Annotated in this window: 21 protein-coding genes; 14 read left to right on the forward strand and 7 right to left on the reverse strand. The window is 68.7% G+C overall.

All coding sequences use genetic code 11. The features are described from left to right. Positions 1–13 precede the first annotated feature (13 nt). Positions 14–574: a DUF3043 domain-containing protein gene (locus ACIPY5_RS14335; RefSeq protein WP_400971795.1), complete on the reverse strand. Its 561-nt coding sequence runs from the start codon at positions 572–574 to the stop codon at positions 14–16. 54 nt (positions 575–628) lie between these two features. On the opposite strand from ACIPY5_RS14335, the gene ACIPY5_RS14340 reads away from it, so the two are divergent. From ACIPY5_RS14340 to ACIPY5_RS14365, 6 genes are all read left to right on the forward strand, one after another. Next, positions 629–2044 carry a dipeptidase gene (locus tag ACIPY5_RS14340; RefSeq protein ID WP_400971797.1) on the forward strand — a complete coding sequence of 472 codons (1416 nt, stop codon included), beginning with the start codon at positions 629–631 and terminating at the stop codon, positions 2042–2044. A 119-nt stretch (positions 2045–2163) separates the two neighbouring features. Next, positions 2164–2526 carry an iron-sulfur cluster insertion protein ErpA gene (gene erpA / locus ACIPY5_RS14345; protein WP_045272493.1) on the forward strand — a complete coding sequence of 121 codons (363 nt, stop codon included), beginning with the start codon at positions 2164–2166 and terminating at the stop codon, positions 2524–2526. Between the two features lie 122 nt (positions 2527–2648). Beyond that, positions 2649–3548, forward strand: a complete 900-nt coding sequence (coxB, locus tag ACIPY5_RS14350; RefSeq protein WP_309340027.1) for a cytochrome c oxidase subunit II — start codon at positions 2649–2651, stop codon at positions 3546–3548. 5 nt (positions 3549–3553) lie between these two features. Beyond that, positions 3554–5281, forward strand: a complete 1728-nt coding sequence (gene ctaD / locus ACIPY5_RS14355) for a cytochrome c oxidase subunit I (protein WP_309340029.1) — start codon at positions 3554–3556, stop codon at positions 5279–5281. Between the two features lie 3 nt (positions 5282–5284). Beyond that, positions 5285–5719, forward strand: a complete 435-nt coding sequence (locus ACIPY5_RS14360) for a cytochrome c oxidase subunit 4 (RefSeq protein WP_309340031.1) — start codon at positions 5285–5287, stop codon at positions 5717–5719. 172 nt (positions 5720–5891) lie between these two features. After that, on the forward strand, positions 5892–6092 hold the full coding sequence (locus tag ACIPY5_RS14365; protein ID WP_400971801.1) for a histidine ammonia-lyase: 201 nt from the start codon (positions 5892–5894) through the stop codon (positions 6090–6092). Between the two features lie 6 nt (positions 6093–6098). Here ACIPY5_RS14365 and ACIPY5_RS14370 read toward each other — a convergent pair whose 3' ends face one another. The 5 genes from ACIPY5_RS14370 to ACIPY5_RS14390 form a co-directional block, all read right to left on the reverse strand. Beyond that, on the reverse strand, positions 6099–6518 hold the full coding sequence (locus ACIPY5_RS14370; RefSeq protein ID WP_309337730.1) for a rhodanese-like domain-containing protein: 420 nt from the start codon (positions 6516–6518) through the stop codon (positions 6099–6101). Positions 6519–6603: 85 nt separating this feature from the next. After that, the gene (locus ACIPY5_RS14375) at positions 6604–8427 is read right to left on the reverse strand and encodes a cytochrome bc complex cytochrome b subunit (RefSeq protein WP_396652855.1); all 1824 of its coding nucleotides are present in this window, start codon (positions 8425–8427) and stop codon (positions 6604–6606) included. Beyond that, positions 8424–9497: a ubiquinol-cytochrome c reductase iron-sulfur subunit gene (locus ACIPY5_RS14380; RefSeq protein ID WP_400971804.1), complete on the reverse strand. Its 1074-nt coding sequence runs from the start codon at positions 9495–9497 to the stop codon at positions 8424–8426. The genes ACIPY5_RS14375 and ACIPY5_RS14380 overlap by 4 nt, the downstream gene beginning before the upstream one ends. 33 nt (positions 9498–9530) lie before the next feature. Further along, positions 9531–10328 (reverse strand): c-type cytochrome, encoded by a 798-nt coding sequence (locus ACIPY5_RS14385; protein ID WP_309337735.1) that lies wholly within the window; start codon positions 10326–10328, stop codon positions 9531–9533. A gap of 21 nt (positions 10329–10349) precedes the next feature. After that, the gene (locus tag ACIPY5_RS14390) at positions 10350–10982 is read right to left on the reverse strand and encodes a heme-copper oxidase subunit III (RefSeq protein WP_105687193.1); all 633 of its coding nucleotides are present in this window, start codon (positions 10980–10982) and stop codon (positions 10350–10352) included. 181 nt (positions 10983–11163) lie between these two features. Between ACIPY5_RS14390 and trpD the strand changes: the two genes are divergently transcribed. Both trpD and ACIPY5_RS14400 read left to right on the forward strand, forming a co-directional pair. After that, complete coding sequence (gene trpD / locus ACIPY5_RS14395) at positions 11164–12228, forward strand: anthranilate phosphoribosyltransferase (RefSeq protein WP_309337741.1); 1065 nt, start codon at positions 11164–11166, stop codon at positions 12226–12228. A gap of 23 nt (positions 12229–12251) precedes the next feature. Then, a complete protein-coding gene (locus tag ACIPY5_RS14400) occupies positions 12252–13238 on the forward strand; it encodes a PHP domain-containing protein (RefSeq protein WP_400971807.1) in 987 nt (328 codons plus the stop codon). A 6-nt stretch (positions 13239–13244) separates the two neighbouring features. On the opposite strand, the gene ACIPY5_RS14405 is transcribed toward ACIPY5_RS14400, so the two are convergent. Then, on the reverse strand, positions 13245–14180 hold the full coding sequence (locus ACIPY5_RS14405; RefSeq protein ID WP_400971809.1) for a 5'-3' exonuclease H3TH domain-containing protein: 936 nt from the start codon (positions 14178–14180) through the stop codon (positions 13245–13247). A gap of 220 nt (positions 14181–14400) precedes the next feature. Here ACIPY5_RS14405 and rpsA point away from each other — a divergent pair, with 220 nt between their 5' ends. The 6 genes from rpsA (at position 14401) to uvrB (ending at position 21703) form a co-directional block, all read left to right on the forward strand. Beyond that, entirely contained in the window at positions 14401–15861 is a 1461-nt protein-coding gene (gene rpsA, locus ACIPY5_RS14410) for a 30S ribosomal protein S1 (protein WP_309337749.1), read from the forward strand. Positions 15862–16039: 178 nt separating this feature from the next. Then, on the forward strand, positions 16040–17251 hold the full coding sequence (locus ACIPY5_RS14415; protein ID WP_400971812.1) for an MFS transporter: 1212 nt from the start codon (positions 16040–16042) through the stop codon (positions 17249–17251). Between the two features lie 58 nt (positions 17252–17309). Beyond that, positions 17310–17918, forward strand: coding sequence for a dephospho-CoA kinase (coaE, locus tag ACIPY5_RS14420; protein ID WP_400971814.1), 609 nt, complete (start codon positions 17310–17312; stop codon positions 17916–17918). Beyond that, positions 17915–18700, forward strand: coding sequence for a GNAT family N-acetyltransferase (locus tag ACIPY5_RS14425; protein ID WP_400971816.1), 786 nt, complete (start codon positions 17915–17917; stop codon positions 18698–18700). Before coaE ends, ACIPY5_RS14425 begins: the two co-directional genes overlap by 4 nt. Before the next feature lie 314 nt (positions 18701–19014). Beyond that, positions 19015–19572, forward strand: coding sequence for a hypothetical protein (locus ACIPY5_RS14430; RefSeq protein WP_400971818.1), 558 nt, complete (start codon positions 19015–19017; stop codon positions 19570–19572). A gap of 61 nt (positions 19573–19633) precedes the next feature. Then, the gene (gene uvrB / locus ACIPY5_RS14435; protein WP_400971820.1) at positions 19634–21703 is read left to right on the forward strand and encodes an excinuclease ABC subunit UvrB; all 2070 of its coding nucleotides are present in this window, start codon (positions 19634–19636) and stop codon (positions 21701–21703) included. Positions 21704–21717: the final 14 nt, after the last annotated feature.

Below are 21717 nucleotides of genomic sequence, written 5' to 3' on the forward strand. Positions count from 1 at the left end.
CAGGGGATCCGGATCACTCCGGGTACTGCCCGCGCTTGACCTGGGGCTTCGGCAGGCGCATGAAGCGCATCTGCAGCGACCGCATGGCGGCGTACCAGGCGAGGCCGCGCTCGCGCTTGTCCTTGCCGTACTTCTCCGCGATGCGGCGGTTCACGCGGATGCCGAGGAAGACCATGTCGATGACCGCGATGGCGATGAAGCCCCACAGGCCGATGAACGCCCAGTAGGCGACCAGCGTGTTCGGGATCAGCGAGACGACGATCACGACGACCATGAGGGCCATGATCCACTCGCTGACGTGCCAGCCGGCGTCGACGTAGTCGCGTACCCAGCGGCGCTGAGGGCCGCGATCGCGGACGGGGAGGTACTTCTCCTCGCCGTTGGCCATGCCGATGCGCTGCCGCTCCTGGCGGACGCGCAGGTCGGCGCGCGCCTGCGCCTTGGCCTCCTTGGTGTCAGGAACGAGCGGCCGGCGACGCGCTGCCTCCTGCTCCGCGCGCGTCGGCGTGCGGCGTCCCTTGCCGCTCACGTCGGCCGAGGAGTCCTCTGGTGCGGGGGTGGGAGTGCTGGGCACGAAGGCTCCTGAAGTCGAGAGAAGGGGAAACGGGTGTTCTCTAAGATTACCTGCATGACTTCTCCCTCCTCCTCGGTCACCGCACCCGGTGACGTCGAAGCCGCCGTCACCGCCGCCGTGAGCACCGGGATCCCGGCTGCGCTCAGTGATCTCGGCGCCCTCGTGCGCATCCCGGGGATCGCCTGGCCCGCCTTCGATCAGACCCAGCTCGTGCGCAGCGCGGCCGCGGTCGCCGAGCTCGCCGAGGGCACGGGCGTCTTCGACAGCGTGCGCGTGCTGCGGGCAGCGATCCCCGGCACCGACGAGGTCGGGCAGCCCGCGATCCTGGCGCGCCGCGCCGCGCGCAACGGCAAGCCCACGATCCTGCTCTACGCGCACCACGACGTGCAGCCCCCCGGGGAGGACGAGCTGTGGGAGACCCCGCCGTTCGAGCCCACCGTGCGCGACGGACGCCTGTACGGACGCGGTGCCGCGGACGACAAGGCCGGGATCATGGCGCACATCGCCTCCATCCGCGCGGTCGCGGATGCGCTGGGCGACGACCTGGACCTCGGCATCGCGATGTTCATCGAGGGGGAGGAAGAATACGGATCCCGCTCCTTCGCGCAGTTCCTCACCGACAACGAGGATGCGCTGCGCGCCGACGCGATCGTCGTCGCCGACTCCGGCAACTGGGACGCGAGCACGCCGGGCCTCACGGTCTCGCTGCGCGGCGCGGTGCGCTTCACCCTCACCGTGCGCACCCTCGACCACGCCTCGCACTCCGGAATGTTCGGGGGAGCGGTGCCCGACGCCATGCTCGCGACGATCCGCTTGCTGAACACGCTGTGGGACGAGAATGGATCCGTCGCGGTCGAAGGCCTGACCGTGCGGGACGCCGCCACGCCCGATTACAGCGAGGCGACGCTGCGCGACGAGACCGGGCTGCTGCCCGGCGTCTCGCCGATCGGCGACGGCACGATCCTCAGCCGCATCTGGAACAAGCCCTCCGTCACGGTGATCGGCGTCGACGCCACCTCCGTCGCGGCCGCATCCAACACCCTCTCGCCGGAGACCACCGTCGTGCTCAGCTGCCGCATCGCGCCGGGGCAGAGCGCGGACGACGCGTACGCCGCGCTGCAGGCGCACCTGCGGGCACATGCGCCGTTCGGCGCCGAGCTCTCCTTCTCCGACGTCGACCTCGGCAACCCGTTCCTCGTGGACACGAGCGGCTGGGCCGTCGGACTGGTGCGCGGCGCGATGGCGGACGGCTACGGCACGGCGCCGGTCGATCTCGGCATCGGCGGATCCATCCCGTTCATCGCGGACCTCGTGGAGCGCTTCCCGGGCGCCGAGATCCTCGTGACCGGAGTGGAGGATCCGCACGCGCGGGCGCACAGCCCCAACGAGTCCCTGCACCTGGACACCTTCCGCCACGCCGTGGCGACCGAGGCGCTGCTGCTCACGCGGATGAACGAGATCACCCTCTGACGACCCCCGAGCGCATCGAGACGCGGTCGTGACCGGCCGTGATCGATGCCCTGCGCGTGCGCGGCGGTAGACTCGAGTGACGGAAACCGTGCCTGGCCACGGCCGATCCAAGGAGCGACATGAGCGACATCACCCTCACCCCCGAGACCACCGCCGCGCACGGCGTGAAGCTCACCGACGCCGCAGCGGCGAAGGTGAAGAGCCTGCTGGAGCAGGAGGGCCGCGACGACCTGCGCCTGCGCGTCGCCGTGCAGCCCGGCGGCTGCTCTGGTCTGATCTACCAGCTCTACTTCGACGAGCGCTATCTCGAAGGCGACGAGACCGTCGATTTCGACGGCGTCGAGGTGATCATCGACAACATGAGCGTCCCGTACCTCGACGGTGCGGCGATCGACTTCAAGGACACCATCTCGGAGCAGGGATTCACGATCGACAACCCCAATGCGCAGGGCTCCTGCGCGTGCGGCGACAGCTTCCACTGACCCGCAGAATTCCCCTCTCCCATCCCTGCGCCATCCACGCCGAACCTGCGTGGATGGCGTGAATCGGGTGTGAGCTTGCCCTAGACTGGGGTAGCCCACGTCCGTGATCTGAAAGGTGCATCGTGCCCTCGAAACGCCGCCTTCGTTGGGCCGCACTCCCCTTGGGAGTTGCGGCAGCCGTGGCCCTGGCGGGATGCTCTCCCACCGAACTCCACGGATTCCTTCCGGGCTTCGTAGCCGATGGCACACCCGCCACCAACCAGACCGATCGCGTCGCCGCGCTCTGGGTCAACTCGTGGATCGTCCTGCTCATCGTCGGCCTCATCACCTGGGGTCTGATGGGCTGGGCCGCGATCGCCTATCGCCGTCGCAAGGGCCAGACCGGCCTCCCGGTGCAGCTGCGGTACAACATGCCGCTCGAGATCTTCTACACGATCGTCCCGCTGATCCTGATCTTCGGAATGTTCGCCTTCACCGCGCGTGATCAGACGATCATCGAGACGCAGTACGACAAGCCCGACGTGGAGATCACCGCGATCGGCAAGCAGTGGGCCTGGGACTTCCAGTACGACGGCAAGGAGAAGGACAACTCCGACGCCGTGTGGACCATGGGTGTCCAGGCGCAGCCCGACAAGGCGGGCAACATCGACCAGGCGGCGCTGCCGACCCTGTACCTGCCGGTCAACAAGACCGTCAAGATCAACCTGCAGTCGCGCGACGTGATCCACTCCTTCTGGATCATCGACTTCCTGTACAAGAAGGACATGTACATCGGCAAGGACAACTCGTGGTCCTTCACGCCGACCCGCGAGGGCACCTACCAGGGCAAGTGCGCCGAGCTCTGCGGCGAGTACCACTCGATGATGCTCTTCAACGTCAAGGTGGTCAGCGACGCCGACTACCAGGCGTACCTCACCAAGCTCAAGGACGAGGGCAACACCGGTGACATCACCGATGCCTACAACCGCCTGAGCAACTACCCGGGCACCGGCAAGCCCACGACCGACTCGGAAGCGAAGTAAGCAGAATGACGAGCACTCTTCCCGACACGTCCGAGGCCGGCGCGCGCCCGACGACGATCCCGCCGCGCCAGGCGGCCCTGCTCAGCTCGACCCGCGTCGAGCAGAAGGGCAACATCGTCGTCAAGTGGATCACCTCCACCGACCACAAGACGATCGGATACATGTATCTGATCGCCTCCGTGCTGTTCTTCCTCCTCGGCGGCGTGATGGCCCTCATCATCCGCGCCGAGCTCTTCTCGCCGGGCATGCAGATCATCCCGACCAAGGAGCAGTACAACCAGCTGTTCACGATGCACGGCACGATCATGCTGCTGATGTTCGCGACGCCGCTGTTCGCGGGCTTCGCGAACGCGATCCTCCCGCTGCAGATCGGCGCCCCCGACGTCGCGTTCCCGCGTCTGAACGCTTTCGCGTTCTGGCTGTTCCTGTTCGGCTCCACGATCGCGGTCGCCGGCTTCCTCACCCCGCAGGGCGCTGCCTCGTTCGGCTGGTTCGCCTATCAGCCGCTCGCGAGTGCGTCGTTCACCCCTGGCGCCGGCGGCAACCTGTGGATGCTCGGCCTCGGCATGTCCGGTTTCGGAACGATCCTCGGTGCGGTCAACTTCATCACCACGATCATCACGATGCGCGCGCCCGGTATGACCATGTGGCGCATGCCGATCTTCTCGTGGAACACCCTCATCACGAGCCTGCTGATCCTGATGGCGTTCCCCGTCCTGGCCGCGGCCATGCTGGCCGCCGCCGCGGACCGCGTGCTCGGCGCGCACATCTACGACCCGGCCAACGGCGGCGTGCTCCTCTGGCAGCACCTGTTCTGGTTCTTCGGCCACCCCGAGGTCTACATCATCGCGCTGCCGTTCTTCGGCATCGTCTCGGAGATCTTCCCGGTGTTCAGCCGCAAGCCGATCTTCGGGTACAAGACCCTCGTCTACGCGACGATCGCGATCGCGGCCCTGTCCGTGGCCGTGTGGGCGCACCACATGTATGTGACCGGCGGCGTGCTGCTTCCGTTCTTCGCGCTCATGACCATGCTCATCGCGGTTCCGACCGGTGTGAAGATCTTCAACTGGATCGGCACGCTCTGGCGAGGATCCGTGACCTTCGAGACGCCCATGGTGTTCGCGCTCGGCTTCCTGGTGTCGTTCGTCTTCGGTGGTCTGACCGGTGTCATCCTGGCCTCCCCGCCGCTGGACTTCTTCCTCTCCGACTCGTACTTCGTCGTCGCGCACTTCCACTACGTGGTGTTCGGCACGGTCGTGTTCGCCATGTTCGCCGGCTTCTACTTCTGGTGGCCGAAGTGGACCGGCCGGATGCTCAACGAGCGCCTCGGCTACGTGCACTTCTGGATGCTGTTCATCGGCTTCCACATGACGTTCCTCATCCAGCACTGGCTGGGCGTCGACGGCATGCCGCGTCGTTACGCCGACTACTCCGCGTACGACAACTGGACCTGGGAGAACCAGGTCTCCACGATCGGCGCCATCATCCTCGGCGCGTCGATGCTGCCGTTCTTCCTGAACGTGTGGCTGACCGCGCGCAAGGCTCCGAAGGTCACCGTGAACGACCCGTGGGGCTACGGCGCTTCGCTCGAGTGGGCGACCTCGTGCCCGCCGCCGCGCCACAACTTCACGTCGATCCCGCGGATCCGCAGTGAGCGTCCGGCGTTCGACCTCAACCACCCGGAGGCTGCAGAGCACCCGGTTGCCGCGGCCGCAGACGGAAAGGCCCACTGACCCATGCGCGACAACATCGTTCTCTGGTGGATCCTCACCGGCTTCTTCGCCTTCGTCGGCGTGACCTACACGGTCTGGAACCTGGTCGCGCACGCCGGTGAGCCGCCCGTGAAGGCGATCGAGTGGGTCGGCACCGTCGCCCTGTTCTTCGCCGCCTTCATGGGCGCGATGATCGCGTTCTACCTCGACCGCACGCACAAGGCCCAGGGCGGCTCGCTGCCCGAGGACGTCCTCACGAGCGACATCGATGACGGCGACCCCGAGCTCGGCGAGTTCAGCCCGTGGTCGTGGTGGCCGATCGTGCTCGCCGGTGCGGCCGCCGTCGGGATGATCGCACTGGCCGTGGGAGTGTTCCTCTTCCCGGTCGCGCTGGCCATCTTCGTGGTCGCGATCGTCGGCTGGGTGTACGAGTACTACCGCGGTCACTTCGCCCGCTGAGTCCTTCTTCACGAGGCCCCTGGAGCTCCTGCTCCGGGGGCCTCGTCGTTGTTTCCGAACACCGTGGCCTCGAGGCTGCTCTGCGCTGTGGCACGCGGCGCTGACGTCCGGTGGGAGCAGAGGCCGCATGGCATACTGCTGAGGGCAGTCTCAGGACCGGAGGAGGAGCACGATGGGCGTGGTATTCCCGGAGGGGACCGTCTCACTCACGACGGCGGACGGAAACACCGTCATCCTGCGCATCTGCGAGCTGTGCGGCGCGGCCGTCGTCGAGGCCGGCGGCACCGACCTCGCGTTCCACAAGCGCTGGCATCGGATCACCGGGTCCGGCAACTGGCTCGACCCCGTGACCGGTCGTCACGTCGTGTCCTAGACGCCCTCAGGCGGTGGTGCGGATGCGCGGGACGCCGGTGAGGGGATCCACCGGACGACGATGCACCCCGTCGGCGTTCTCGACGGGGTAGCCCTCACGTACCCAGTACTCGAAGCCGCCGATCATGAGCTTCACGTCGTAGCCGAGCCTGGCGAACTCCAGGGCCCCCTTGTCGCCGGCGTTGCACCCGGGGCTCCAGCAGTAGACCACCACGGGCGTGCCCTGGGGGATCTCCTGCGGCGCCCTGGCCGCGATCTCCCCGTAGTGCATGTGGATCGCGTCGACGATGCGACCCTGAGCCCACGCCTCATCGCTGCGGACGTCGACGACGGCGATCTGCTGCCCTGCCTTGCGGGCGGCATGCACGTCGCTCGCATCGGTCTCGTGGGCGAGCTTGGCGGCGAAGTGATCCATGGCGGAGGTCATGCAGCCAGGCTACTCCGGCGCGGGGGTGCGAACGACGAAGGCCCCGTCAGATGACGGGGCCTTCGATCGGTGGTGGGGGAGCGGACTACTCGCCGCCCTCCTTCGTGGGCAGCGACTCCGGCGCGAGCGCGGAGCTCGGCGTGTTCGGAGTCTCGCTGACACGCGAGTTGTCGGCGGGCGCGATCTCGTCCTCGCTCACACCGGCGCGGGTGTGCGAAGCGACGATCTCCTCGTGCGCGGACTCGTTCGTGTCGTGCAGCGTGTGACGCTGGTGGGCGTCGGCTGCGGTGATCTCGGCCTGCGTGAGCGGGGAGAGGCGGTCTTCGAAGAACCAGCGGGACATCGAGGAACGCAGGTTCTGCGTCCACGGGATGCGACCCTTGGCGTTCGGACGGACCACGAGCGGCTCGTACACCTCGGTGTCGATGAGCTTCCAGCGGTCGTACACGTCGACCGGCTTGTGGACCTCGATGTACTCGCCGCCGGGAAGGCGGACGATGCGACCGGACTCGTAGCCGTGCAGCACGATCTCGCGGTCCTTCTTCTGCAGCGCGATGCAGATGCGCTTCGTGATGAAGTAACTGAGGATCGGACCGAGGAAGAGCAGCGCCTGGAGCGTGTGGATCACGCCCTCCATCGTGAGCGAGAAGTGCGTCGCGATCAGGTCGGACGAAGCCGCCGCCCACAGCGTCGCGTAGAAGATCACGCCGGCCACGCCGATCGCGGTGCGGGTCGCGGAGGTGCGCGGACGCTGTGCGATGTGATGCTCGCGCTTGTCTCCGGTCAGCCACGCCTCGATGAAGGGGTAGATGGCGACGAGGACGATGAACAGGCCCAGCACCAGCACCGGGATGATGATCCCGAACGACCAGGTGTGGTCGAGGAACACGACGTCGAGGTTCGACGGCGCCAGACGGAGCGCACCGTCGGCGAAGCCGATGTACCAGTCGGGCTGCGTACCTGCAGAGACGGGGGAGGGATCGTACGGGCCGTAGTTCCAGATCGGGTTGATCTGGAACAGCGAGGCGATCAGGACGATCACACCGAACGTGATGAACAGGAAGCCGCCCATCTTCGACATGTAGATCGGCATCATCGGGTAGCCCACGACGTTCTCGTCCGTGCGGCCGGGGCCGGCGAACTGCGTGTGTTTGTTGATGACCATCAGCATGAGGTGCAGCACGACCAGGCCGATCACCAGGAGCGGCAGGATCAGGATGTGCAGCGTGTAGAGGCGTCCCACGATCTGGTCGCCCGGGAACTCGCCGCCGAACAGCATGAACGAGGTCCAGGTGCCGATCAGGGGGAGGCCCTTGATCATGCCGTCGATGATCCGGAGGCCGTTGCCCGAGAGCAGGTCGTCGGGGAGCGAGTAGCCGGTGAAGCCCTCGGCCATCGCGAGGACGAACAGCACGAAGCCGATCACCCAGTTCAGCTCGCGGGGCTTGCGGAACGCGCCGGTGAAGAACACCCGCAGCATGTGCACGCCGATGCCGGCGACGAAGGTGAGCGCGGCCCAGTGGTGGATCTGACGGACGAGGAGTCCGCCGCGCAGGTCGAAGGAGATGCGCAGCGTCGAGTCGAGCGCCGCGGACATCTCCACACCGCGCATCGGCGCGTAGGCGCCGGCGTAGTGCGTGGGGACCATCGACGCCTGGAAGAAGAACGTCAGGAACGTGCCGGAGAGCAGCACGACCACGAAGCTCCACAGCGCGATCTCGCCGAGCATGAACGACCAGTGATCGGGGAAGATCTTGCGGCCGAGCTCCTTGACGAAGCCGGAGAGGCTCGTGCGCTCGTCGATGTAGTTGGAGAGACCGCCGACGAATCGGCCGCCCAGCGGCGCCTCAGAGGGCTTCTCCGAAGGCTTCTCCGAGGATTTCTGCTCGGTAACAGTTGCGGTGCTCAATGACGCTCCCAGAAGCTCGGACCGACGGGTTCGTGGAAATCGCTCTGCGCGACGAGGTAGCCCTCGTCGTCGACGGTGATCGGCAGCTGCGGCAGCGGGCGGGCGGCCGGGCCGAAGATGACCTTGGCGTGCTCGGTCACGTCGAACTGCGACTGGTGGCACGGGCAGAGCAGGTGGTGGGTCTGCTGCTCGTACAGCGCAACGGGGCAGCCGACGTGAGTGCAGACCTTGGAGTAGGCGACGATGCCGTCGTAGGACCAGGTCTTGCGGTCCTCGGTCTCGATGAGCTGCTCGGGGAGCAGACGCATCAGCAGGACGATCGCCTTGGCCTTCTCCTCGAGGTAGCCGTCTTCATGGCCGACCTTGCTGAGGGGCTCGGGGATCACGTGCACGGCAGAGCCGAGCACGATGTCCGCGGCGCGGATCGGGGTGCCGTCGGGGTCGTGCGCCAGGCGCATGCCCTTCTCCCACATGGTGTGCTTGAGCAGCTGCACCGGGTCGCCCGCGATCGGGTTCTCGGCGGTGCTGTGCGGAGCGAGACCGCGGAACAGCGCGAGACCGGGGACGACGGAGGCGACGACCGCGGCGATGAGCGAGTTGCGGATCATCACGCGGCGGCCGAAGCCGGACTCCTCGTTCGCGTCGGCGAACGCCTGGATCGCGGCCTCACGGGTCGAGTCGCGGCCACGCGTGGGGTGGCGGTACTCGATGTGCTCCTTGTCGGCCATGATCGCCTTCGACCAGTGGATCGCGCCGATGCCGAGCGCGAGCAGGGCGAGGGCGATCCCGAGGCCGATGAACAGGTTGTTGTAGCGCACGTCGATGAGCGAGCCGCTCTCGATCGGGAACAGCATGTAGGCGGCGACCGCCCAGATGCTGCCCGCGAGCGAGAGGTAGAAGAGCGTGTAGACGGTGCGGACGGCGTGCTTCATCGCCGTCGGGTCATGGTCCGTGACGCGCTCGCGGTGCGCGGGCAGCCCCGGGTTCTGCGCGGGGTCGCTGACGTCGACGCTCAGCCCGGCCGGTGCCTGATAGGTCCGGTCAAGAGCGTGCGGGTCGTCGTGTGCCATGGTTCTCCTCGTACGTTCTTCGATATGCCGGCGTCAGTTGGACTTCGCCGTGATCCACACGGTGATGGCGACGAGTGCGCCGATGCCGAAGATCCAGATGAACAAGCCCTCCGAGACGGGGCCGAGGGATCCGAGATCCATGCCGCCCACCTGGGTCGCCTTCTGCTGGAAGAGCAGGGCGGAGATGATGTCGCGCTTGTCGTCCGCCGTCAGCGACATGTTGCCGAAGACCGGCATGTTCTGCGGGCCGGTGACCATGGCCGCGTACATGTGCAGCGCGCTGGTCTTCATCAGACCGGGTGCGTACTTGCCCTCGGTCAGCGCACCGCCGGCGCCGGCCACGTTGTGGCACATGGCGCAGTTGATGCGGAAAAGCTCGGCCCCGTGCGCGACGTCGCCCTTGCCGTCGAGGGTCTTCTCGTCGGGGTAGGTCGGGCCGGGGGCGACTGACTGCACCCAGGCGGCGACGTTCTTGATCTGCTCCTCGGAGAACTGCGGGTGCTTCTGCGGGGCCTGCGGTCCCTGCATCTGCAACGGCATGCGGCCCGTCGACATCTGGAACTCGACCGCGAGCTCGCCGACGCCGTAGAGGCTCGGTCCGGTGGCGGTGCCCTGCAGGTTCATGCCGTGGCAGGTCGCGCAGTTCGCCTGGAACAGCTTCTGCCCGTCCTCGGTCGAGACCGCGGCGGTGACGGACGCCGGCTCGGTCGCGGCGAACGCCGCACTCGCACCGGCGTAGACGCCGCCGGTGATCATCAGGCCTGCGCCGATCAGCGCCGCGGCAGCCAGGGGGCTGCGGCGGCCGGTACGGCGCTTCTTCTCACGTGCCATGTCGGGAATCCGCTCCGCTTCTTACTTGAGGAAATAGATGACGAAGAACAGCACGATCCAGACGACGTCGACGAAGTGCCAGTAGTAAGACACCACGATGGCGGTCGTCGCCTCCTTGTGCGTGAAATTCTTGACGGCGAATGCGCGGCCGAGGGTCAGCAGGAACGCGACCAGACCGCCGGTGACGTGCAGGGCGTGGAAGCCGGTGGTGATGTAGAACGCGGAGGCGTAGGAATCGGCCGAGATCGGCATGCCCTCGGCGATCAGCTGGGAGTACTCCCACACCTGGCCGGACACGAAGAACGCGCCCATCGCGAAGGTCAGCCAGAACCACGGGACCATGCCCCAGCGCTTGCGGCCCTTGTCGTTGACCGACGTGTAGGGCTGCATGCGCTCCGCCGCGAACACGCCCATCTGGCAGGTGAACGAGGACGCCACCAGGACCAGGGTGTTGATCGCGGCGAACGGCACGTTCAGGCTCTCTGTGCGTGATGCCCAGAGTTCCGGAGAGGTGCTGCGCAGGGTGAAGTAGATCGCGAAGAGTCCCGCGAAGAACATCACTTCACTGCCGAGCCAGACAATGGTTCCCACAGCCACCGGGTTGGGGCGCTTGATCGTTCTCGCCACCGGGGCATACGTCGCTGAGGTCGTCACCTGTCCATTATGGCCGATCCTGGACGCCGATTGTCGCACCGGGGGCGGCGGTTCAGCTCGTCCGCGCCTCGGTGCAACCTCGGAACCAGCCGCGAATCCCCTGGGAGACGCGTGGTTGCGGGCCGGGCGGAAGGCGTCATGGCGGGGATCACGACTGGATCACATCGCTAGGATCGCTGGCATGGCGGAAGCTCTGACCTGGCCCGATGTCCTCTCCACACTCCTCGCCGGACGCGATCTGAGCGTCTACGAGTCGACCTGGGCGATGCGCCAGGTGATGCGCGGTCAGGCGACCGAGGCTCAGTTGGCGGGGTTCCTGATCGGACTGCGTGCGAAGGGGGAGACGATCGACGAGGTCGTCGGCTTCCGCGACGCGATCCTGGAAGCGGCCGTTCCCCTTCCCGTGTCCTCGGACGTGCTCGACATCGTCGGCACGGGCGGAGACCGCATCGGCACCGTGAACGTGTCGACCACGGCGGCCATCATCATCGGCGCGACCGGAGTCCCGGTCGTCAAGCACGGCAACCGCGCGGCGAGTTCGGCGTCCGGATCCTCGGACGTCCTCGGCGCCCTGGGCCTTCAGCTCACCCTCGATCCGCAGGCCGTGGCCGAGATCCTCGACCGCACGGGCATCACCTTCGCGTGGGCCGGCGCCTTCCACCCCGGCTTCAAGAACGCGGGCGCCGTCCGGGCGGAGCTGGGCGTGCCGACCGTGTTCAACATGCTCGGCCCGCTCTGCAACCCCGCCCGTGCGGAGGCGAACGCGGTGGGCGTCGCCCAGCTGGACCGCGTGCCGCTCATCACCGGCGTGTTCCGCACCCGCGGCGCCACCGCGCTGGTGTTCCGCGGAGACGACGGGCTGGACGAGCTCACGACCACGGGCCACAGCCGCATCTGGGAGGTCACCCGCGGCGACATCCACGAGCACGACCTGGATCCGCGCGACCTGGGCATCCCGCTCGCGGAGCTCGCCGACCTCATCGGCGGCTCGCCCGAGCACAACGCGGGCGTGCTGCGCCGCACGCTCGAGGGCGAGCGCGGCGCCGTGCGCGACATCGTGCTGCTGAACGCCGCCGCGGGCATCGTCGCTTACGAGCTGTCGCACGACGCGGCCCAGGCGCAGGTGCCGATCGTGGAGCGCCTGCGCGCGGCCCTGGCCCTGGCCGAGGCCGCGGTCGACGACGGACGCGCGGTGGCGAAGCTCGATGCGTGGGTCGCGGCGTCCAAGGAGCTCGCCGCCGGCTGAGCGGTGCGGAGGGGAGGACCGGCATGGATCCGCAGGAGGCGCTGCTCGAGATCGCCCGGCTGCTCGAGCGCGAGCGGGCCTCGCGATACCGGGCCAAGGCGTTCCGCGTCGCCGCGGCGACGTACGCCGAGCTCCCGGAGGACGCGAGATCCGATCTGAACCGGATCCAGCAGGCGAAGGGGATCGGATCCTCGACCTTCGAGGTCATCCGGCAGGCGCTCGAAGGCGGGACGCCGTCCTATCTGGTCGAGCTGCGCGGCGAGGTCGAGCCGGAGATCGTCTCCGCGCTGCGTCCGCGGCTGCGCGGGGATCTGCATGCGCACACCGAGTGGTCGGACGGGACGACCCCGATCGAGGCGATGGCGGATGCGGCCCGTGCGCTCGGACACGAGTACCTCGCGATCACGGACCACTCGCCGCGACTGCGCGTGGCCCGCGGCCTCACGGCGGAACGGCTGCGCACGCAGCTGCCGCAGGTGCGCGCGCTCAGCGGCGACGGGCTGACGATGCTCACCGGGATCGAGGTCGACATTCTCGACGACGGGCGCCTGGACCAGGAGGACCGGCTGCTCGGCGAGTTGGACGTCGTGGTCGCGTCCGTGCATTCCAAGCTGGCCATGGAGGCCGGGCCGATGACGCGGCGCATGGTGGCCGCGGTCTCGAACCCGCGCGTGAGCGTGCTCGGCCACGTCACCGGACGGCTCGTGCAGGGGGAGCGGGGGACGAGGCCTCCCTCGCGGTTCGACGCCCGCGCGGTCTTCGAGGCGTGTGCGGAGCACGGCGTGGCGGTGGAGATCAACTCGCGCCCCGAGCGCCAGGATCCGCCGGACGGACTCCTCGCGCTCGCCCTCGAGATCGGCTGCCTGTTCTCGATCGACTCCGATGCGCACGCACCCGGGCAGCTCTCCCTGCTGGATCACGGCGCGCAGCGCGCCGAATGCGCCGGAGTCCCCGCCGAGCGGATCGTGACGACCTGGGGGGTCGACAGGCTGCGACGCTGGGCCGGCTGAGACGCGTCAGGCCGTGCGGCTGAGTGCCTCCAGCGCGCGCGCCATCGACGTGCCGAGGTTCCAGCGCTCCGCGATCCCGACCGCGGCGGCGGTCTCGGCGGCGTCGAGCGGCCGCAGCGGCTCCGCGGGCACCGAGATCGGCAGCGCGGTCGCGACGCGCACGACGGTGGGGGCGACGTCGAGATAGTCCGAGGCGGCGAGGATCTTCTTCGCCACGCCCGCCGACATGCCGTCCGCCGCCTCCGCGGCGGCACGGATCGCGGTGAGATCGCCGTGCACGGCGAGGAGGTTCGCCGCGGTCTTCTCGCCGACGCCCGCCACGCCGGGAAGGCCGTCCGAGGCGTCTCCGCGCATGGTCGCGAAGTCGGCGTACTGGCTCGGCAGCACGCCGTACTTGCGCACCACCGCCTCCTCCGTGAGGTCCTCGAGGTTGCTCATGCCGCGACCCGTGTAGATCACCCGCACTCCGCGGGCGTCGTCCACGAGCTGGAACAGGTCCCGGTCCCCGGTGATGATGTCGACCGGCATGCCCGCGACGGTCGCGAGCGTGCCGATCACGTCGTCGGCCTCGTGCTCGGCGACGCCGATGACCGGGATGCGCAGCGCGGCGAGGGACTCTCGGATGATCGGGATCTGCGCCTCGAGCGGATCCGGCACCTCCTCGATGTCGGCGCCTCCGGGGACGACCTCGACGACACGGTGCGCCTTGTAGCTCGGGATGAGGTCGACCCGCCACTGCGGACGCCAGTCGTCGTCCCAGCAGGCGACCAGGTGCGTGGGCCGGTAGGTCGTCACGAGCTTCGCGATCATGTCGAGCAGCCCTCTGGCCGCGTTCACCGAGGTGCCGTCCGGCGCCTTGACCGCATCCGGCACGCCGTAGAAGGCGCGGAAGTAGAGGCTGGCGGTGTCCAGAAGGAGGAGCTTCGGAGCGGCGACGGTCATATCCACAGTCTGCCAGCCCCGCTCTCGTCGGCGGGGCTGGTGCGGGGAAACGCGATCACCGGAGCGCTCAGCGACCTGATAGCATGAGGTGTCACCCGTGGGGGCTTCCTCCCGCGTGCGTGACGAACAACACACATCCATTCCGCCGCGGCGCGATCCTGTGCTCTGCTGAGAGCGCGCGCCGCAGCCCGAGTATCCATCAACAAGGACAACCCACTACATGACTACCGCAACGGCCGCCCCGGCCACCAAGCAGGTCGCGATCAACGACATCGGATCTGCCGAGGACTTCCTGGCTGCGGTCGAGAAGACCCTGAAGTTCTTCAACGACGGCGACATCATCGAGGGCACGATCGTCAAGATCGACCGCGACGAGGTCCTCCTCGACGTCGGCTACAAGACCGAGGGCGTCATCCCCTCGCGCGAGCTGAGCATCAAGCACGACGTCGACCCCAACGAGGTCGTCTCCGTCGGCGACCAGGTCGAGGCCCTCGTCCTCCAGAAGGAGGACAAGGAAGGCCGTCTGATCCTGTCCAAGAAGCGCGCCCAGTACGAGCGCGCCTGGGGCGACGTGGAGAAGATCAAGGAGAACGACGGCGTCGTCACCGGTCAGGTCATCGAGGTCGTCAAGGGTGGACTCATCGTCGACATCGGCCTCCGCGGCTTCCTGCCGGCCTCGCTCATCGAGCTGCGCCGCGTCCGCGACCTCACGCCGTACCTCGGCCAGGAGCTCGAGGCCAAGATCCTCGAACTCGACAAGAACCGCAACAACGTGGTCCTCTCGCGCCGCGCCCTGCTCGAGCAGACGCAGTCCGAGTCGCGCACCACGTTCCTCAACAACCTGCACAAGGGCCAGGTCCGCAAGGGCGTCGTGTCGTCGATCGTGAACTTCGGTGCGTTCGTCGACCTCGGCGGTGTGGACGGCCTCGTGCACGTCTCCGAGCTCTCCTGGAAGCACATCGAGCACGCCTCCGAGGTCGTCGAGGTGGGCCAGGAGGTCACCGTCGAGATCCTCGAGGTCGACCTCGACCGCGAGCGCGTCTCCCTGTCGCTGAAGGCGACGCAGGAGGACCCGTGGCAGGTCTTCGCCCGCACCCACGCCATCGGCCAGGTCACCCCGGGCAAGGTCACCAAGCTCGTTCCGTTCGGTGCGTTCGTTCGCGTCGCGGACGGCATCGAGGGCCTCGTGCACATCTCGGAGCTGTCCAGCAAGCACGTCGAGCTGGCCGAGCAGGTCGTGTCGGTGGGCGAAGAGGTCTTCGTCAAGGTCATCGACATCGACCTCGAGCGTCGCCGCATCTCGCTGTCGCTGAAGCAGGCCAACGAGTCGGTCGACCCGTACGGCACCGAGTTCGACCCGGCCCTGTACGGCATGCTCGCCGAGTACGACGAGAACGGCGAGTACAAGTACCCCGAGGGCTTCGACGCCGAGACCGGCGCGTGGAAGGACGGCTTCGACGCCCAGCGCGAGGCTTGGGAGCAGGAGTACGCGGCTGCCCAGGCGCGCTGGGAGGCGCACAAGGCCCAGGTCATCAAGGCCGCCGAGGCCGAGGCTGCTGCGGGCGACGACTTCGGCGCCAGCGCCCAGTCGTTCTCGAGCGACTCCGCGGGTGCCGGCACGCTGGCCGACGACGAGGCTCTCGCCGCTCTGCGCGAGAAGCTCTCGGGCGGCAACGCGTAAGCATCACCCTCAGAACGGGCCGTCACCTCGCCTTCGGGCGGGTGGCGGCCCGTTCCGCGTCCGCGGACGGATCCGCACCGGCGGACCGCGAAGGGCCGGTGCGCGGACGTGTGAGGATGGAGGACATGGATCCGAACACGGCACGTCCCGGCAGCGTGCGACGGCGGATCCGCCTCCGGTGAGCTTCGCCGGTCACGCCCCCGGCACGCGCCCGTACCGGCGGCTCATCCTCGGGCTCTTCTTCGCCGGAATCGCGACCTTCGCCCAGCTCTATGCGCCGCAGGCCGTGCTGCCGCTGCTGGCCCGCGATCTCGCCATCGACCCCGCGACGGCTGCGCTGAGCGTCTCCGCGGCCACGCTGGGGCTGGCCGCATCGGTCATCGGCTGGTCGGTCGTCGCCGATCGGATCGGACGCGTGCCGGCGATGGCGGCCGGTGTGATTGCGGCCACGGCGCTCGGCCTGCTCGCGCCTTTCGCCGCAGACATCGGCATCCTGCTCGCCCTGCGATGCGCGGAGGGGGTCGCGCTGGGTGCGGTGCCCGCCGTCGCCCTCGCCTACCTGGCCGAGGAGGTGGGGCCCCGTCATGCGGCGGCCGCAGCCGGCAGCTACATCGCGGGAACGACGGTCGGCGGGCTGGCGGGCCGGATCGTCTCCGGCCTCGTCGCCGAGGTCGCGGGCTGGCAGGCGGGCGTGTGGGCCGCGACCGGGCTCTGCGCCGTCGCGGCGGCGCTCTTCCTCTGGCTCGCGCCCGGATCGCAGGGGTTCGTGCCGCTGCGTCTGCGCGCCGACCGCGGCGACGGCGTGCTGACGCGGCTCCTGCGGCTGCTGCGCTCGCCCCGCCAGCTCGCACTGTACGCACAGGCATTCCTGCTGATGGGCGCGTTCGTGGCGGTGTACAACTACCTCGGCTTCCACCTCGCGGCGCCGCCGTTCGCGCTGCCCGCCTGGCTCGTCACGCTGCTGTTCCTCGCGTATCTCGCGGGCACGGCGTCCTCGCCCTGGGCGGGCATCCTCGCGTCGAGGGCCGGGCGCTTCCCCGTGCTGCTGGGCTCGGTGGCGATGATGGCCGGCGGCGCGGCGCTCATGCTGGCCCCGCTCACGATCATCGTGCTGGCCGGCCTGCTGCTCTTCACCGCGGGATTCTTCGGCGCGCACGCCGTGGCCTCCGGCTGGACCCCGGTCGCCGCACCCGTCGAGAGCCGCGCCCAGGCATCCTCGCTGTACTACTTCGCGTACTACGCGGGCTCGAGCCTGTTCGGGTGGGCGCTCGGCATCGCCTTCGGGTCCTGGGGCTGGGCGTGGTTCGGCGGGATCGTGATCGGAATGTGCGCGCTGGCGGCCCTCGCCGCGGCGGTCGCGCTGCGCACCGCGGATCCGCTGCGCTCCTGAGCTGCCTGCCCCGGCGCCCTGAGGGCTTCGCGCCTGAGCGCCATGGGAGACTGGCAGCATGCCTCTCATCGCGCTCACCGGCGGCATCGCGTCGGGCAAGTCCACGATCGCGGCGCGGCTCGCCGAGCACGGCGCCGTCGTCATCGACGCGGATCGGATCGTCCGCGACGTGCAGGCCCCCGGATCGCCCGTGCTCGCGCGCCTCGCGGCCGAGTTCGGCGCCGAGATGATCCAGGCCGACGGCTCGCTCGATCGCGCGCGTCTCGGGACGCGGGTCTTCGGCGACGCGGAGGCGCTCGGCCGGCTCAACGCCATCGTGCACCCGGCGGTCAAGGAGGAGTCGCAGCGCCGGTTCGCGGCGGCACTGGCCGCGGATCCGGCGGCGGTCGTCGTCTACGACGTGCCCCTGCTGGTGGAGGCGCGCGTGGACGATCCCTGGGATCTGATCGTGGTCGCCGATGCGCCCGCCGCGGTGCGCGAGGAACGGCTGATCCGGGAAAGGGGTCTCGATCGCGGCGAGGCGCAGAAGCGGATCGCATCGCAGGTGCCGGACGAGCGGCGCCGCGAGATCGCCGATGTGCTCATCGACACCCGGGGGACGCTCGAGGACACCCTTCGCCAGACCGATGCGCTCTGGGCGCGGCTGTGGGCGGGGGAGACGGCGTGACGGACCTTCTGGCGGCATACGACGCGCAGCTGCGCGGTGCGGCGGAGCTGGCGGGCGCGGAGGGCGTGCGGCTCATCGGCCCCGTCTGCGTCGGGGTGTTCCCCGGCGGCACCGGCTTCGCGAGCTACGTCGATCTCGCAGGGCTGGGGAAGCGGCGGATCCGCTCGCTGGTCGGGGAGGTGCGCGCGCATTTCCAGGCGCTGCCGCACGTGGGGTCGGCGGAGTGGAAGACCCGCGGGCACGATGTCGCACCCGGACTCGAAGGCGCGCTGCAGGACGCGGGCTTCGTCCCCGAGGAGGCGGAGTCGGTGATGCTCGGCGAGGCGGTGGCTCTCGCGGCCGATGTCCCCGTGCCGGAGGGCGTCGTGCTGCGCGAGGTCCGCGACGAGGCGGACATCCTGGCGATGGAGCGCATGCAGGCGGACGTGTTCGGACACGGCGACGGCGACGAGAGGGCGCAGCGCACGATCGCCCGCGTCGCGGCCGGCGACGACGTCGTGCTGTGGGTCGCGGAGGCCGGGGGGCGCGTGATCAGCGCCGGCCGTCTGGAGCCCGTCGCCCGCACCGAGTTCGCGGGCGTCTGGGGCGGCGCGACGGTGGTGGAATGGCGCGGGCGCGGCGTGTACCGCGCCCTGACGGCGAAGCGGGCGCAGGCCGCGCTGCGTCGAGGGCTGCGGTACCTGCACTCCGACTCGACCGAGTTCTCCCGGCCCATCCTGGAGCGCTCCGGGATGCGCAAGGTCACGACCACCACCCCGTACGTCTGGACGCGCGGGGGCTGAGCGCGAGCCCGGCAGCACTGCGGGGGAGCCGTGGTGGTATGCCACATATTGCTGCCTGAACAGGATGAAACTTTTGTCCACGGTTGGAGAAACCAACCGATCGGACAGTTTGTTCATATGGTTTGCATTATTCGTCGGAATGATATATCTTCGCTCGTGGGGCAGCGCCGGGACGCGCTGTGGGGACACTGGGGAAAGCTCTGGGGAGTATCTGGGTGCTGGACGCGTGGCGTCTCCGTCGTGCGCGTCGACCCTGAGACGCGCGCGATCTCGGTTTCCGAGCCTTCGGCTCGACCGATATCTGGAGTGCAATCATGACCGACGTCAAGAGCGGCCTCTCGCGCCGTACCGTGATCAAGGGCGCCGCGTGGTCGGTGCCCGTCATCGCCATCGCCGCCGCCGCGCCGATGGCCGCAGCCAGCACCACCACTCCGTCGAGCGTCGGACCGCTCGTCGAGTCGTCGCCGAACGTGAAGGACAGCGTGCTGTCGGCGTCCTCGTCGCGTGTCGAGGCCTGCTTCCCCAGCGACACCTTCTCGACTCCGTTCAACCTGGTCGCCACGGTCACCTACGACAACAGCGATCCGGCCTTCTCGCTCGCCGGGGCCACCGTCACCTCGGCCGGGAACGTCTGGACCGTCGCCAGCCGCACCGCGACCTCTGTGACGCTGACGGCCACGCAGACGGTGACCTGCTTCGTCGGGATCACCGGCTTCGACCTGGCGTACAACGCGGGTTCGGCCGTGCCCCCGCTCAACTCGCTGACCCTGAACATCTCAGGAGTGAGCACGGACGGGACGCGCAAGATCGACGGTCTCATCTCGTCCCTCGACAACGGCCCGGTCGTCGGGCCGAAGGTCCACGACGCCTGATCCGGCGTCGCATCGAGGAGCCCCCGACGCCAATGTCGGGGGCTCCTCGTAGTGTTAAGGGATGCAACCCACACGTTCGGTCCGGCCGTTCGAGGTCATCTCGGAGTACGCGCCCGCCGGTGACCAGCCGCAGGCCATCGCCGAGCTCGCGGCGCGCATCAACGCGGGCGAGACCGACGTGGTGCTGCTCGGCGCGACCGGAACTGGAAAGTCGGCGACGACGGCCTGGCTCATCGAGCAGGTGCAGCGCCCCACGCTCGTGCTCGCGCACAACAAGACGCTCGCGGCGCAGCTCGCGAACGAGTTCCGCGACCTCATGCCGAACAACGCCGTCGAGTACTTCGTGTCGTACTACGACTACTACCAGCCGGAGGCCTACGTCCCGCAGACGGACACCTTCATCGAGAAGGACTCTTCGGTCAACGCCGAGGTCGAGCGCCTGCGCCACTCCACGACCAACTCGCTGCTCAGCCGCCGCGACGTGGTGGTCGTCTCCACGGTCTCCTGCATCTACGGCCTCGGCGCCCCCGAGGAGTACCTGCGGGCCATGGTCGCCCTGCAGGTGGGAGAGCGATACGACCGCGATGCGCTGATCCGGCAGTTCATCGCCATGCAGTACAACCGCAACGACGTCGACTTCTCCCGCGGCAACTTCCGCGTGCGCGGCGACACGATCGAGATCATCCCGGTCTACGAGGAGCACGCGATCCGCATCGAGCTGTTCGGGGATGAGATCGAGGCGCTGTACTCGCTGCATCCGCTCACCGGCGAAGTGATCGCCAAGCTCGACTCGGTGCCGATCTTCCCGGCCTCGCACTACGTGGCGGGCACCGATGTCGTGCAGCGGGCGATCGGGCAGATCGAGGAGGAGCTCACCGAGCGCCTCGCCGAGCTCGAACGCCAGGGCAAGCTGCTGGAGGCGCAGCGGCTGCGCATGCGCACCAGCTTCGACCTGGAGATGCTGCAGCAGCTCGGCTTCTGCTCCGGCATCGAGAACTACTCGCGGCACATGGACGGACGCGAGGCGGGGGAGCCGCCGCACACGCTGCTGGACTTCTTCCCCGACGACTTCCTGCTCGTGATCGACGAGTCGCACGTGACGGTGCCGCAGATCGGCGCGATGTACGAGGGCGACGCGTCACGCAAGCGCACGCTGGTCGATCACGGCTTCCGGCTGCCGAGCGCTCTCGACAACCGCCCGCTGCGGTGGGACGAGTTCAAGAACAGGATCGGGCAGACCGTCTACCTCTCGGCGACCCCCGGCAAGTACGAGATGGGGATCGCGGACGGCGTCGTCGAGCAGATCATCCGTCCCACCGGCCTTCTGGATCCGCAGATCGTCGTGAAGCCCTCGAAGGGGCAGATCGACGACCTGCTCGAAGAGATCCGCGTCCGCGTCGAACGCGACGAGCGCGTGCTCGTCACCACGCTCACGAAGAAGATGGCCGAGGAGCTCACGGACTTCCTCGGCGAGCACGGCGTCAAGGTGCGCTACCTGCATTCCGACGTGGACACGCTGCGGCGCGTCGAGCTCCTCACCGAACTGCGGGCGGGCGTCTATGACGTGCTCGTCGGCATCAACCTGCTCCGTGAGGGCCTCGACCTGCCCGAGGTGTCGCTCGTCGCGATCCTCGACGCCGACAAGGAGGGGTTCCTCCGCAGCGGCACGTCGCTCATCCAGACCATCGGCCGCGCGGCGCGCAATGTGTCGGGCGAGGTGCACATGTACGCCGACAACATGACGGACTCGATGCGCAACGCGATCGACGAGACCGAGCGGCGGCGCGAGAAGCAGATCGCGTACAACACCGCGAACGGCATCGATCCTCAGCCGCTCCGCAAGCGCATCGCGGACATCACCGACGTGCTCGCCCGTGAGGGCGCGGACACGGCGGAGATGCTCGCCAAGCGCACCCGATCGGGGCGAGGCAAGTCGCCGACGCCCAATCTGCGCCGCGAGGGCATCGCCGCGGAAGGGGCCGAGCAGCTCGAGGACACGATCGCCGATCTGTCCGCGCAGATGCTCGCGGCGGCCGGAGAGCTCAAGTTCGAACTGGCCGCGCGCCTGCGCGACGAGGTGCAGGACCTGAAGAAGGAGCTGCGCGCGATGGAGCGGGCCGGCCACGCCTGACGCGTGTCAGCGGC

Origin of the sequence: Microbacterium sp. NPDC089698 (assembly GCF_044749045.1) — a bacterium.
Taxonomy (GTDB): domain Bacteria; phylum Actinomycetota; class Actinomycetes; order Actinomycetales; family Microbacteriaceae; genus Microbacterium.

What these genes read in the sequence shown, in the direction of transcription:
- ACIPY5_RS14340 (WP_400971797.1), top strand. Translation starts at nt 629, where the DNA reads ATGACTTCTCCCTCCTCCTCGGTCACCGCACCCGGTGACGTCGAAGCC.
- erpA (WP_045272493.1), top strand. Translation starts at nt 2,164, where the DNA reads ATGAGCGACATCACCCTCACCCCCGAGACCACCGCCGCGCACGGCGTG.
- ctaD (WP_309340029.1), top strand. Translation starts at nt 3,554, where the DNA reads ATGACGAGCACTCTTCCCGACACGTCCGAGGCCGGCGCGCGCCCGACG.
- ACIPY5_RS14360 (WP_309340031.1), top strand. Translation starts at nt 5,285, where the DNA reads ATGCGCGACAACATCGTTCTCTGGTGGATCCTCACCGGCTTCTTCGCC.
- ACIPY5_RS14365 (WP_400971801.1), top strand. Translation starts at nt 5,892, where the DNA reads ATGGGCGTGGTATTCCCGGAGGGGACCGTCTCACTCACGACGGCGGAC.
- ACIPY5_RS14370 (WP_309337730.1), bottom strand. Translation starts at nt 6,518, where the DNA reads ATGACCTCCGCCATGGATCACTTCGCCGCCAAGCTCGCCCACGAGACC.
- ACIPY5_RS14380 (WP_400971804.1), bottom strand. Translation starts at nt 9,497, where the DNA reads ATGGCACACGACGACCCGCACGCTCTTGACCGGACCTATCAGGCACCG.
- ACIPY5_RS14385 (WP_309337735.1), bottom strand. Translation starts at nt 10,328, where the DNA reads ATGGCACGTGAGAAGAAGCGCCGTACCGGCCGCCGCAGCCCCCTGGCT.
- trpD (WP_309337741.1), top strand. Translation starts at nt 11,164, where the DNA reads ATGGCGGAAGCTCTGACCTGGCCCGATGTCCTCTCCACACTCCTCGCC.
- ACIPY5_RS14400 (WP_400971807.1), top strand. Translation starts at nt 12,252, where the DNA reads ATGGATCCGCAGGAGGCGCTGCTCGAGATCGCCCGGCTGCTCGAGCGC.
- ACIPY5_RS14405 (WP_400971809.1), bottom strand. Translation starts at nt 14,180, where the DNA reads ATGACCGTCGCCGCTCCGAAGCTCCTCCTTCTGGACACCGCCAGCCTC.
- rpsA (WP_309337749.1), top strand. Translation starts at nt 14,401, where the DNA reads ATGACTACCGCAACGGCCGCCCCGGCCACCAAGCAGGTCGCGATCAAC.
- coaE (WP_400971814.1), top strand. Translation starts at nt 17,310, where the DNA reads ATGCCTCTCATCGCGCTCACCGGCGGCATCGCGTCGGGCAAGTCCACG.
- ACIPY5_RS14430 (WP_400971818.1), top strand. Translation starts at nt 19,015, where the DNA reads ATGACCGACGTCAAGAGCGGCCTCTCGCGCCGTACCGTGATCAAGGGC.
- uvrB (WP_400971820.1), top strand. Translation starts at nt 19,634, where the DNA reads ATGCAACCCACACGTTCGGTCCGGCCGTTCGAGGTCATCTCGGAGTAC.